Here is a 14,068-nt window from a genome sequence, read left to right on the forward strand (position 1 = left end):
AGAATAAAAAAATCAAGTTAATTATCAAAATAATATGGGTCTAAAACCTCGCCTTTTAAGGCGCAAGATTTTTGGAGCGGAGCTCAAATCCCCTACTTCCCCTCCTGGGAGGGGTTAGGGGTGGGTTAACTTCTGACTTCTGACTTCTGACTTCGTTAACCCACTACCTTTCCCCTTACTCCCTACTCCCTATTCCCTATTCCCTATTCCCTATTCCCTAAAAAATGATTTTCCTAGAACTCGTCTTACAAAATTTCGGACCCTACTCCGGTAAACAAACAATAAACCTCCGCCCTACCCTTACCGATCGCCCTCGCCCCATCATCTTATTTGGAGGTATGAATGGAGGAGGAAAAACTACTCTTTTAGATGCCATTCGCCTCGCACTTTACGGTCATCGCACCCAATGTTCAACTAGAGGAAACTTAACTTATAGCGACTTCCTTTCCCAATGCGTAAATCGTAATACTCCCCCTACAGAAAAAACTCGCATTGAATTAGCTTTTGAACATATTCAAGACGACCAACTTGTAGAATATCGCGTAGTTCGTACCTGGGAAAAAAATCCTAAAGATGGCAAAGATAGTTTAGGAATTCTTGATGGCGAATGGCCTGATTCTTACTTAGCAAATGCCTGGGATGAATATATAGAAAATCTCTTACCTTTAGGAATTTCTAACTTATTTCTATTTGATGGAGAACAAGTAAAAGAATTAGCTGAACTAGAAACACCACCACCTTTAGTAGTAGATGCAATTCAGTCATTATTAGGATTAGAATTAGCCGAACGTCTCGCGGCAGATTTGGATATTTTGGTGACTCGGAAAAAGAAGCAATTTGCCAAGACTAAAGAAATAGCAAATTTAGAGGAAATTGAACAAAAACTCCATCAGCAAAAAAAAGATTTTGAAGTTGCTACAGAAAAATTGGCAGATTTGGAAAAGCAATTAAAAAAAGCTCAACAAAAGCAAGAAAAAGCTATGAGAAAATTTGTCTCGGAAGGGGGAAAAATTGCTGCTGAAAGAAGTCAGTTAAAACAAGAATTTCAAGATGTCGAATTAGAGATGGAAAATGCTCGTCAGGAAATGGTTGAACTTGCTGCGGGAGCTTTACCTCTGGCTTTAATTTCTCCTCTTTTGGAACAAGCAAGTTCTCAAGGTGATGTAGAGATTTTACGCCATGAGGCAGAAATAGCTTTAGATGCTTTTCAGGAAAGAGACCAACGTTTAGTTAATTATCTGAATGAGTTGTCTATTCCTGCTGGCAAAATTAGTAAAATTCAAAGGTTTCTCGATCGAGAAAATCTGATGATTGAAGAGGATATTAATCAAATTGATGAACCTTGGTTATTAGCAGATGAAGAGGCGCTAACTTTACTAGAAAATTTGTTGCGCTATGAGATTGAAAATTGTCGAAAAAATGCTCGGGAAAGTTTAACCAGTCTCAAGGATTTAGAAGTGGAAATTAATGTTCTAGAAAAGCAGCTAGTAAGTGCAGCATCTCCGGAAGCTTATAAAATTTTGGAAGCTGCTTTACAGGAGGCACAAACTGAGTTAGCTAGGATACAGATTGCTTGTGAAAATAGTAAACGCGAGCGTAAAAAATTGGAGGATGCTATTACTAAAACTAAGAAGGAATTATTTAGCTATACTGATGAAACTATCGAACGTCACAATATTCAAAATATCATTGAATCTTCTGGTAAAGTGAAGAAAACTTTGCAGCTATTTAAGGAGAAGTTAACCCTGAAAAAGTTGAATAAACTAGAGATGGAAGTTACTGAGTGTTTCCGCTATCTTTTGCATAAATCAGACTTGGTGCATCGCGTGGCTATTGATAATAATAATTTTGCTCTTTCTCTCTACGATAATCAAGGGCAAGTTGTTCCTAAAAATCGCATTTCTGCTGGAGAAAAACAGCTTTTGGCAATTTCGTTTTTGTGGGGTTTGGCAAAGGTTTCTGGTAGACATTTACCCGTCGCTATTGATACACCTTTGGGTAGATTAGATTCATCCCACCGTCAGAATTTAGTAGAACGTTATTTCCCTTCTGCTAGTCATCAAGTTATTCTTTTATCTACCGATACTGAGATTTGTAAATCAGAAGTAGAAAATCTCCGTAACTTAGAGGCGATCGCTCACGAATATTTACTCAAATATGATGCTCAAAAAAATCAAACTAATCTGGAAAGAGGATATTTTTGGTAAGCAAATTTTTTTTCCTCTGTCACTTCAACTGAAGTTACTCACAGAGGGGTAGAAAATTTCTCTACCAATGTGAATATTTACTCAAATATGATGCTCAAAAAAATCAAACTAATCTGAAAATAAGCTATTTTTTGTAACCAAAAACTTTCTTTCTAATCACACCTTAATTTAATTACCATAATTTTTCTCTGTCAAAGTCAAATACCAGAGTTTTATATTGACACTCGCCCGTTAAATCGGAGATTATAACAGAAGATTCTTGTATCACAGATTCTTAGCTAGATAACAAATCAAACAAGTTGAGTTGTACCCCCGTCAGACCATCTCCACAAGCTTTCTTGCTCCGTCTTTACGCTGAGGGAACCTCAGCGCAGGCGGTGCGCTTTTCTTTTGCCGTGTGCCCCACGGCTATTAATCCTCTATTTCTGATTATTTTTGCAGCAGCTACATCACGATTTATTTGATAACTACAGTTGCTACAATTATGCTTTCTATCAGAGAGTTTCTTTTTCTGTCTATGCCCACATAAAGGATATTCTTGAGATGTATAATTCTTATCAACTTTGGCATAATACTTACCTCGTTTCCAACAAACATAAGGTAAGATTTCGTTAATAAACTGACCTATACCACTATCTAAAGATTGTTTCCTGACAATGCCTTTAGACCAGGAATTAAAGTTAACATATTCGACAAAAATATTGTCTGCTAAATCACAAAGTTGATGAGTTATCTTGAAATGCCAATCACGTCTTGTATTAGAGATTTTCTCATCCAATCTAGCTATTCTATTCTGGAGTTTTGACCAATTACTCGACCCTTTATTTTTATGTTTTAACCTTCTTTGCAGCAAGCTCGCGCGTTCCCTTGCGCCTGGAGGCGGCGCGGGGTCGCTCGCCAATTTAAGCTTGCGTAGTTGACCTGATAAAAACTTAGGGGCCTTGATTAATTTTCCTGTAGAAGTAGCGACAAAACTTTCTATCCCTGCATCTATACCTAATGATGTTTTCCCTACTAAATTATCTGGCACTGACTTTGATGAAGTAAAACTAACCATCAAATAATAACCCGTAGCTTTTTTTACTATCCTAGCTTGTTTAGCTACCATAACTTCTGGATATGGTCTACTTTGCCTAATTTTAATCCACCCCAGTTGAGGCAACTTGAATCTACCGCAACCTAGATAATTTTTCAGCATGGCAGGAAAAACAAAGCTTCTCATCCTTTTCTTAAATCTAGGAAAGCCTTTACCCAGAGATTTCATTTCAGAAAATGCCCTGTCTAATTGTTTTAAAGTTTGTTGTAAAACTTGAGCATTAACTGATTTTAACTTAGGATTAGTTTTCTTGGCTGTTGTTAGATTTTTTGCCTGATAATTGTAATTAGGGTAAGGGGTATCACCAGGGATAATATATTCAGAAATAATCGAACAAATATTGATTGGTGACTTCCTTGAACTTAACCAATCTTTATGCCCTCTTAAAGCATAGTTATATACACTTTTACAGACATCAAGAATGTGATTAATTTCTGCCTATTGATGCTGAGTTTTCAGCTTGTACTGGTAAGTTAAAGTAATCAATTTGGTGATTCAACTTATTTATAAATACCATTTAATCCTAACACAAAACTTGTTTCATAATTGTGCAATTAATTTACTGGTTGAAATTCATCTCACCGCTAAATTAAAAATTATAGTGGCTCGAACTCTTTAAACATTCTCTGATAGCTAAACTATAGAAAAAATTTTCGTATTTCATCGTAAGTTTTCCCTAGTTATTTTCTCATTGGTGGCTGAAAAATTTGTATTTCCCACCCTACTGAACTCCTGAAAATACAGAAACTTTCCAACTCTGGATTATTTTTCAGCAACCAAGCAATAACCAATCATAAATTGCTGAAAAATCTCCTACTAAAATCTACTTCTAACTAAATAGAACAACTTAAACCACCTGACTTTTTAGTAAAACGAACATTCTCCCGATAATCAACAGGACAATCTATCACAGCAGGAACATCTTGAGCAAGAGCCTCCTTCAGAGTAGGAATTAAATCAGTAGCAGACTCAACTCGATAACCTTTCAAACCAAAACTTTCAGCAAACTTAACAAAATCTGGATTGCCAAACTTAATAAAAGAAGACTTACCAAAATGATTTTCCTGTTTCCACTCAATCAAACCATAACCACCATCATTAAAAATCAAAGTCACAAAAGCAGTACCCACCCGCAAAGCAGTTTCCAACTCTTGACAATTCATCATAAACCCACCATCTCCTGTTGCAGCTATTACCTTGCGGTCAGGATGGACTAATTTAGCAGCGATCGCTCCAGGAATAGCAATACCCATTGCAGCAAATCCATTAGAAATCAAACAAGTATTAGGACGGTCACAATGATAATGTCTAGCAATCCACATTTTATGAGCACCAACATCAGAAATAACAATATCTTCTGGGCCCATTACTTGACGTAAATCATAAATTAGTTTTTGAGGCTTAATTGGAAAGTCATTATCTTTACTATATCCCTCATATTCAGAGCGAAGATTTGTTCTAATTTCTGATACAGTCGGACTTACTTGATTCATTCGCTCAGAACGTCGTAAAATTTCATTCAAAGAATCTGAAATATCTCCAACTATTTCAGCTATCGGAATATAACTACTATCAATCTCCGCATATTTTGCTCCAATATGAATAATCGGAATTTCACCTTGAGGATTCCATTTTTTTGGTGAATATTCAATCAAATCATAACCAACTGCAATAACCAAATCTGTTTCATCAAAAGCACAAGTAATATAATCCCGTTGTTGTAATCCTGTAGTCCATAAAGACAGAGGAAGAGTATAAGGCATCACACCTTTACCCATAAAAGTATTAGCAACAGGAATATTTAATTGTGTTGCAAACTCTGTTAAAGCTTCACTTGCATTAGCCCGAATCGCTCCATTTCCCACTAAAATTACAGGGTTTTTTGCTTTAGAAATTGCTACTGCTGCTTCAGTCATACTTTGATAAGCAGAATAAGATTTTTCTTGCTTATCACGATTCAAAGGTTGCCCTTCTACAGACATTGCCGCAATGTTTTCAGGTAAATCAATATGTACTGCGCCAGGCTTTTCTTGTTGAGCTACTTTAAATGCTTTGCGGACAATTTCTGGTGTATTACTAGGGCGAACAATTTGAGCATTCCATTTAGTTACTGGCTCAAACATTGCCACCAAATCTAAATATTGGTGAGATTCGATGTGCATTCTATCAGTACCAACTTGACCTGTAATTGCTACTAAAGGTGCCCCATCTAAATTAGCATCAGCAACACCTGTCATTAAATTAGTCGCTCCAGGACCTAATGTTGATAAACAAACTCCTGCTTTTCCTGTTAAACGACCATAGACATCTGCCATAAAAGCGGCACCTTGTTCGTGTCGAGTAGTTATAAATTGAATTGGAGAATCTTTGAGAGCTTCTAGAATGTTTAGATTTTCTTCTCCAGGCAGTCCAAATACATATTTTACTCCTTCATTTTCGAGGCATTTTACCAATAATTCTGCAGTGTTCATCTCTATTTTTCTCCTTTGATCAAAGGTGGTAGAAAACTAAATCGAAAGTTTTAACTTTAAATTCAGATAGATTTACGGGTACAACGAAAAGTAATTTCGACTATTTATCTAAAATTACAGGCTGAAATATAATGCTTAATTTTAAAACACAAATTCTATAAATGATTATTTTTTTCTTTTCCGGAATCAAGATAAATCAAACCTCTATTTAACTTTTTTTCCCAGGTAATTAAGTATCTGTGCGAAATCAATTTAACATTTGGTTAAAGCAGCGCACAGGCAGTAAAAAATATACCTTAGTAGTAGATCTGAAAATTATTTTTCCTGCCTATTGTTAGATTGAATCTAAGATGATGCTTTAAAAGTTGTTAGTGGGTAAAGTTGTCTAATCTCCAGTTAATCCTCCTGAAATAGGGAAAGCGTTAAAGGTAGATTCGGAATTATTTTAGATACAAAAACTATACTTGCTAAACATCCTATAATACCTCACATCAAATCCAGATAATTAGTTATTTGATAACTTAGAAGTCAAGAGTTAAGAGTTAGGGGTTAGAAGTTAGGATTCCATAGTGGGAATATGTAGGGACTTTCTATAGAGCATCCCTACTACTTCACATATAGAAGAAAGTTTTTCGATAACTGTACAAACGGATTTTATATCACATCTAATACCAAATCCGGTTTTCATACATCTCTTATTTTTATAGCCTAAATCCTTGCTCTAATTAAAGATTTAGTCAATGTTTTAAAAGGGGCTTTTCAACACCGGATTTGGTATAATACCCACTTTTAAAAGCAACACTATATTTGATTGGGGTGTAAAAATCACTCTGAAAATAATCAGAATTATTACATACTAAGCACTCAATTCAACTTCTAGGATTGAGAAATATCAAATCTAAGTATGACAATATTTTAAGTAATTGCTATAAGTCCTAACAGCTATTAAGTAGGTAGACAAAATTAACTTTATTTATCGCCAGATACTTAGTTATTTCACCCAAACTGTCTTAATATTGACAAATTCCAGAATTCCTTCTTTGCTAAGTTCTCGGCCATAGCCAGAACGTTTAATCCCACCAAAAGGCAGACGTGGGTCAGACTTGACTAAACCATTGATAAAAACTGCACCTGCTTCTAGTTCTGATATTAACCTATCTGTCTGGGCTGTATCTGTAGTCCATGCACTTGCACCTAATCCGAAAGGAGAGTTATTGGCTAGTTCTATTGCTTCATCAATATTAGTAACCCGAAATATCAAGGCAACAGGACCAAAAAACTCCTCTTTATAAGCAGGGGAATCTACTGGAATCTCCGCCAAAATAGTAGGAGGGTAAAAATTTCCCGGACTGTCAGATAAAAGATGACCACCAGTCAGAACTTTTGTTCCTTTCTCAACAGAAGCTTCTACTTGAGCATTTAACTCTTGAAGAATAGATGGAGTTGCCAAAGGACCAATATCTGTATCTGGCAACATAGGGTCTCCTACCTTCAAAGCTTCAAATTTTTCTACTAGGCGCTGTTGAAATTCTTCAGCAATGGTTTCTGCCAAGATGAAGCGTTTAGCTGCAATACAAGATTGGCCATTATTCAACATCCGAGCTGTAACTGCAGTAGACACAGCTTGTTCTAAATTAGCACTTTCTAATACTATAAATGGATCGCTACCTCCCAATTCCAAAACAGTTTTTTTGATTGATTGACCTGCTATTGCTGCTAAAGCCATTCCTGCTGGTTCACTTCCAGTTAAAGTTCCTGCTTTTACTCGGTCATCTGCCATTATGCCTGCTACTTTATTGGAACCTATCAATAGGGTTTGAAATGCTCCTTCTGGGAAACCTGCTTCTTTAAATATTTCTTCAATGGCCAAGGCACATTGGGGAACATTAGAGGCGTGTTTCAATAAACCTACATTTCCTGCCATTAAAGCTGGTGCTGCAAATCTGAAAACTTGCCAAAAGGGAAAATTCCAAGGCATAACAGCTAGCACTGGGCCTAATGGTTGATAACGGATAAAGGATTTACTTGCGTCAGTTTGTGCTGGTACGTCAGCGAGAAATTTTGCTGCATTTTCTGCATAGTAGCGACAGACTAGGGCACATTTTTTAGCTTCGGCGATGGCTCCACTCAGAGTTTTACCCATTTCTAGGGTCATTATTTTGGCAAATTTTTCCGCATTTTTCTCTAATATATCTGCTGCAGCTAATAGCCATTCCCCACGTTGATTCATCATAATTTGACGATATTGACGGAAGGTTGTTATTGCTAGCTCTAGCTTTGTTTCAATCTCTGCATCTGTGATTGGTTCAAAAGTTTTTAGTGTTTCTCCTGTTGCTGGATTAATTGTAGCGATCGCCATTAATTTTTTCTCCTCAATTTCAAGTTAAAAATTACTTTTTAAATTAAGTCACAAGTTATGAATATCAATACATTTTGTGACAATAAAGTATGTGACAATAACTTTTTTTCTTGCGGCTGTAAATCCTTCGATAGTTTAACTTATTCGCTTCTTTACCCCTGGGTGTTAATTTCATCCAAGAGCTTACTAATTTTTGTTAACTTTAGTTTGGCTTTATACTTTATCATACTCGCTTGCACTAGCCAAAACAGTTAATTCTTAACTATCTTTTACAATCATTTAACGATATAAAAAAATATACACTTATAGATAGGATTTACAAATTTTTCAGTTATAAACTCCATATATAGTGGAGCACTCTAGTTTTTAAGTTCTATATTATAAGTGTTTTTTTGTAAGCCCTGATAGACAGTCTTTATTTACTATTCCTCAAACTGTAGCGAAGTCTATGTATATATATTTTATCTCAATCACCTACAATATTGCTAGACTTTCGTCTAAATCTCCCTATCAGGCCAGAAAAACCAGCATCATAGGGGTATCATTAAATGTATAAAAAGTATCACACTTTTATCAAAATAATTGGTCTAAAACCCCGCCTTTTAAGGCGAAATATTTTTGTAAGGTTGCTCAAAATCCCCGTTACAAAAATAACTTCTGACTTCGTTAAAGATACCATGTCTGAATTTACTACTGTTGATCAAAAAATATTTAATCTAGTAAGAGGGATTAGACCTCAACTTCCTAAGGGACTTTGGAAAGGCAAAAAGAAACCTGGACGACCGATCAAAATTTCTGTACCTAGTTTTCAACAAGAGCGTTGCGCGTGGGTGGTATCAACTTAAATATCGTCGTCTAGTTGTACGATGGGAGCGTATTTCTGCTTGCCCGTGATGCTTTTTTAGGGTTCGCGGAGCGTGGCGTTAGCCATATCGTCACTGTACATATTTGGATTAATCGCATTTTATTAGTGGCATAGGTTCAGTAATATCTAAAATTTCATAAAAACACTGTTAATTATGATTTATCAATCATAAATTTTGACGACTAAACTATTTGATACAATTTTATAACATAATTATCAACTAAGATTGCAATATCAAACTTAGATATTTATAATGTTGAGATATTAGTAGATGTAGATTTAAGTAAGCTAGATTTTAAAACTAGCAATCTTATTTTCTACGGAAAACTAACTAATTATCAGGGGCAGTTGACATACGTTAAGTTGTTTGTACAAGAGTAATTTTAATCCGTCAAAAGTGAATAGTTAGCCTCCTGTGGAGGAACTGTGTTAACAAATGTGTGATGGAAATGAGCAACCTGCCATCAATATATACTATAAGTTTTTTAACCAGAGGCGTGAGGGTCTTCAACGAACCTGTTTAAAATATTAACGGATGACTGATGAACAATCAAAAATAACTTCTAGATATATATCTTTGATATTGAAACTATGAGAATGGGATGAAAATAATCTTTCAATATTCAAATATAACTATAACCGTTATTTTAAATTTAATACTTTACAATTCTGTAAAAGCATAATTATTTTAAAACTTACTACAAACTTTATTGAATTCAGCAGAGATAAAAATATATTGTAATTATCTACAGGAACGTAGTTAGACTGAAGATAATTACAAGCAGAGGAAGCAATATTACTAATTCAGTTATAATTAACAGTAGACAAATTACAAACAGCATATCTTTATATAGGTAAATTCATTGGTGTAGCAGTAGTTTTTTTTTCGCTATAATATAAATAAAAATTGTAAAATTTGCAACTATGATTTTAATATAAATGACAGTTTATCTTCTGATATTATTAATGCAATTGTAGAGGAAAAATTGGTGTAGCAGTAGTTTTTTTCGCTATAATATAAATAAAAATTGTAAAATTTGCAACTATGATTTTAATATAAATGACAGTTTATCTTCTGATATTATTAATGCAATTGTAGAGGAAAAGTTGCTAATGAAATTTAGTATCGTAATTACAACTTATAATCGCTTAGATTTATTAAAACGGGCAATTAATTCGGCATTAGAACAAACGGTTGAATGTGAAATAATAGTAGTTGATGACTGTTCAATAGATGGTACAAAAAAATATGTCAATAGCTTAGGAGATCGTGTAATTTACTATTGTACTTCTTCTAACCAAGGTCATGCAGCAACAATGAATTTAGGGGTGCAAAATGCTCAGGGAGATTGGATAAAACCTTTAGATGATGATGATTATATGGCAGCTAATTGTATAGAGGAAATGACTAAAGCAATTATTCTTCATTCTCAAGCAGTGATTCTTTCTTGTCAGGCAGCACAAGTTGATTGTCATCAGGTAGAAATTAGTCGTACTTATAAAAGAGGACCTGGAACAGCATTTTATATTTCCCAAGAAGATATTCACTATGGGATGTTACTAGAATCATTGCCATTTGGTACTCCTATTCAAGTTGCTTTTCGTCGGGATGCTTTTTTAGAATCTGGAGGATGGGATACTAATTTAAGGAGTTGCGATGATATTGATTCTTGGATTAGAATTACTGAGTTTGGTGATGCTATTTTTCTCAACCAATGTTTAGTTTATCGTACTATTTGGATAGGAGGATATGACAGGAAAATTCCTTTGAAAAAACGTTGTAATACTAATATTTTAATAAAAGAAAAAATATATACTAAAGTTCATAAAAAGTATTCTAATCTAATTCCAGAACTTGAAGATATACGGCAATACATAAATTTACATTGGGGTATAGTTGCTTTCAAACAAAAACAATTATTAACAGCTATCAATATATTATTACCAGCATTTTTTTCTCTGAAAGCCTGGCAAATTTTTTTAGAAGTTACTATTGCTAGAAGAATGAAAAAAGACAATAAAAATTTAATCAAAAAAGTTTTGATTAATTAATTTTATATTTATATAGCAATGAAGATAAAAGAATATTACGAAACTATTTTTATAGAGAATAGAACAGTTTTATGTAAAATTATATAGGTTCCAAATTCATACTAAATTTAGTATCAATAGTTGTTGATGAAACACTTAAAAATAATCACCTGCTCTATAAGTATAAGCGAATTATTCCAACTTCAATAATTATAAATCATAGGTTTTATGACAACTTTATAATTTTCAATTGGTTATGAAAAACATAATTATTACCAACAATACAAAGCATTAACAATAATATTAAAAATAGGGCTGCATACTTAATATGATGTGCCTCTCCGGGGGAGCTAGGCTATCAGATAATCAGCTATAAATAACATTTAAGAATTGACAGTACCGAAGAAATATTTGAATCATGTTTACTTGATCTCCTTTCTACTCTTCTAATTCCTGACTCCTGTACGTCACCGATCCGGCGGCTCCTCATTCCTCACTAAGTTATTTATAAGTATTTAACCTATAGCGTAGCTCCCTCGGAGGGACACATCATATTACCCTATTCTCTACTAGAAAAAATTCCCTTTTCTCGTAATTGCTGCATAAAATACTCTTCTAGACTAAGCCTTTCTATATTCATTTTCATCAGTGTAGCTTTCATTAATCCCAAACTAACTAAAAATTCTTTAGGGTCTCCCCGCAAATGACCTTGCCAAAAATTATGCTCAAATTCTAAATCTGGTATCCATTGTTTAAGAATCTTAAGATTACCACTTTTACCCTTAACATAATAACTTTCATTAGTTCCTAATACTTCATCTAAAGTACCAATACAAATTAATTCTCCTTGTGCAAGAATAGCAATGCGATCACATATTTTCTCCACATCAGACAAAACATGACTATTAAAAAAAATAGTCTTCCCTTGTTTTTTGAGCGAGATAATAATTTCTCTGATTTGATAACGTCCCATTGGATCTAAACCTGACATAGGTTCATCTAAAAATACTAACTCAGGGTCATTAATCAAAGTTTGCGCCATACCAACTCTTTGCAACATTCCTTTAGAATATTGACGTAGTTGCTTTCTAATAGCTGTTGATTTAGACAATCCCACTAGGTCAAGTAATTCTGGAATTCTTTGTCTTTGTATTGATGTTGGTATTTGAAATAATCCTGCTACAAATTCTAGAAATTCCCATCCAGTTAAATATTCATAAAAGTAGGGATTTTCTGGCAAGTAACCAATTTTTTCTTTAATTACTCGATCGCCTATTGGCTGCCCTAATAAAACTCCCGATCCAGATGTAGGGCATACAATTCCTAATAAAGTTTTAAGTAGGGTAGTTTTTCCTGCACCATTTTGTCCCAAAAGTCCAAAAGTTTCTCCTTGATAAACTGTCAAAGTACAGTTTTTAAGAGATTCTATTTTTTGATTCATCCAAAAACCAGTGCGGTAAAATTTACCTAAATTATTAGTTTCTATCACTGGCAATTTTTCTGGTGTCTTTACTTCAGTGGGAATATTGACAGCAGATTCCATAAAAATTCAGCTTATATATTTAATATTTTATTTTTTATCATAAACTGAATCAGGACTTCAGTAGGAGAACCCGAAAACCTGGTTTCTTCATAGATTTCTATGTTGAAAAACTATAACGTTATAGATATGTAGTGTCTAGAACTCAAAGATGACCTCAAGTAATACCAATTTGAAAAAAGAATGTTACAAATAATAAGGGCGATAAGATGTCCCTTTGACTAATAAGATAAGTTATAAACTAAGAAATGGCATCGAAGCTATTCATTCTATACATTGCCTTACCAAAAGCTCCCCTACCTGTACGGGCAAACGGCCTTTTGCCCCTACCACTGACTCCGAAAAAATCCCCTAGCTATTTGTAGCAAACATTGATCAAATTGGTATAACAGCTAAAATCCAGTAGGGACATTCCATGGAACGTTGCTACTTTGGTCTACCCACATGAAAACCTATGTACACATGATTTAACCATTTTTGAGTTCTAGACACTACATATATAAGACGTTATAGTTTTAATTTATTACTAACTACATATAGTGTTTTTGTTTAAGTCTTATTTATATGTTATTTAAAAGCAAGAATACTTGAAGCCTTGGAAAAACTAAATTCTAAAAAAATTTGATTTTTTGAATAATTTAGATGAAGGTTGAATTTACCATTTCATCATTTTATCTATCTGGGAACGAATGTCATAAGTATCATTCAGACAAGTAATAAAACATATAATATCAACCCTAACATACTTACCATTCTTATGACAGACAATATTAAAAACAGCATTCCCTCTTGCATACCGTGAAGAAGAACCAGTAACAGTTTTGATTAGTCCTGTTGCTACTAAACTGCTCATTTTCTGTACTGCTTTAGCTGCACAATTTGACTAATTTGTAGTAGAAACAGGCTCCCAACCTGTGCTACCTCCTGGAGCTGATGTTACATTTTGTGTATTTAGTTCTTTAGTGAAAGACCCAAATATTAATGCCAGAGCTGCCCAACTAACAAATATTGGCTTTGTAATTGTATTAGTAATTTTCATTTTATCTAATACCAAGCGTGAAAAAATAATGTTACGAATAGTAAGAGGAATAAAAAGACAAATGCATGATATGTCCTTTGACAAAAAGAATGATTTACGACCTGAAAAATGGTATTGAAGCTATTGATTCTGACTCAGTCCGACTGAGTTACCCTCCTGGGAGGGGTTAGGGATGGGTTTACTCCTAAGAAATATCCTAGCTATTTGTAGCAAATATTTATTAATTTGGTATAACCCACATTCGGTACTTCAAGTTGTATCACAAAAGAAATAAAAAAAACCCTCCAAAGGGAGGGTTTTTTTGAGTAATTTAAAATTCAATCAATCAACTAGAAATTAACCATTGATAGAAGGAGCTTCTACAGCAGCCAAATCTAGAGGGAAGTTGTGAGCATTACGCTCGTGCATTACTTCCATTCCTAAGTTAGCCCGGTTAATGATGTCTGCCCAAGTATTTACC

8 protein-coding genes and 1 pseudogene are annotated in these 14,068 nt (G+C 34.2%); 2 read left to right on the forward strand and 7 right to left on the reverse strand.

Translation table 11 applies throughout. The features are described 5' to 3' along the window. The first annotated feature begins 224 nt into the window (after nt 1-224). Nucleotides 225-2,207, forward strand: coding sequence for a DNA sulfur modification protein DndD (gene dndD / locus F6K27_RS00545; RefSeq protein WP_287273750.1), 1,983 nt, complete (start codon nt 225-227; stop codon nt 2,205-2,207). 349 nt (nt 2,208-2,556) lie between these two features. On the opposite strand, the gene F6K27_RS00550 is transcribed toward dndD, so the two are convergent. The 3 genes from F6K27_RS00550 to F6K27_RS00560 form a co-directional block, all read right to left on the reverse strand. Then, a complete protein-coding gene (locus F6K27_RS00550) occupies nt 2,557-3,735 on the reverse strand; it encodes a transposase (RefSeq protein WP_353735905.1) in 1,179 nt (392 codons plus the stop codon). Between the two features lie 401 nt (nt 3,736-4,136). Beyond that, nucleotides 4,137-5,774 (reverse strand): acetolactate synthase large subunit, encoded by a 1,638-nt coding sequence (locus F6K27_RS00555; protein ID WP_287273748.1) that lies wholly within the window; start codon nt 5,772-5,774, stop codon nt 4,137-4,139. A gap of 991 nt (nt 5,775-6,765) precedes the next feature. Next, nucleotides 6,766-8,133 carry an NAD-dependent succinate-semialdehyde dehydrogenase gene (locus F6K27_RS00560; RefSeq protein WP_287273746.1) on the reverse strand — a complete coding sequence of 456 codons (1,368 nt, stop codon included), beginning with the start codon at nt 8,131-8,133 and terminating at the stop codon, nt 6,766-6,768. Between the two features lie 1,978 nt (nt 8,134-10,111). Between F6K27_RS00560 and F6K27_RS00565 the strand changes: the two genes are divergently transcribed. Further along, nucleotides 10,112-11,050, forward strand: a complete 939-nt coding sequence (locus F6K27_RS00565; RefSeq protein ID WP_287273742.1) for a glycosyltransferase family 2 protein — start codon at nt 10,112-10,114, stop codon at nt 11,048-11,050. 538 nt (nt 11,051-11,588) lie between these two features. On the opposite strand, the gene F6K27_RS00570 is transcribed toward F6K27_RS00565, so the two are convergent. The 4 genes and pseudogenes from F6K27_RS00570 to F6K27_RS00585 form a co-directional block, all read right to left on the reverse strand. Further along, complete coding sequence (locus tag F6K27_RS00570) at nt 11,589-12,572, reverse strand: ABC transporter ATP-binding protein (protein WP_124143733.1); 984 nt, start codon at nt 12,570-12,572, stop codon at nt 11,589-11,591. A gap of 652 nt (nt 12,573-13,224) precedes the next feature. Next, nucleotides 13,225-13,422 carry a hypothetical protein gene (locus F6K27_RS00575; protein WP_124143732.1) on the reverse strand — a complete coding sequence of 66 codons (198 nt, stop codon included), beginning with the start codon at nt 13,420-13,422 and terminating at the stop codon, nt 13,225-13,227. Nucleotides 13,423-13,452: 30 nt separating this feature from the next. Next, nucleotides 13,453-13,608, reverse strand: a complete 156-nt coding sequence (locus F6K27_RS00580) for a hypothetical protein (protein WP_161564372.1) — start codon at nt 13,606-13,608, stop codon at nt 13,453-13,455. 336 nt (nt 13,609-13,944) lie between these two features. Further along, nucleotides 13,945-14,068 (reverse strand): annotated as a pseudogene (locus tag F6K27_RS00585) (photosystem II q(b) protein); the annotation flags it as partial.

The organism is Okeania sp. SIO2F5 (genome assembly GCF_010692685.1).
Taxonomy (GTDB): Bacteria; Cyanobacteriota; Cyanobacteriia; order Cyanobacteriales; family Microcoleaceae; genus Okeania; species Okeania hirsuta.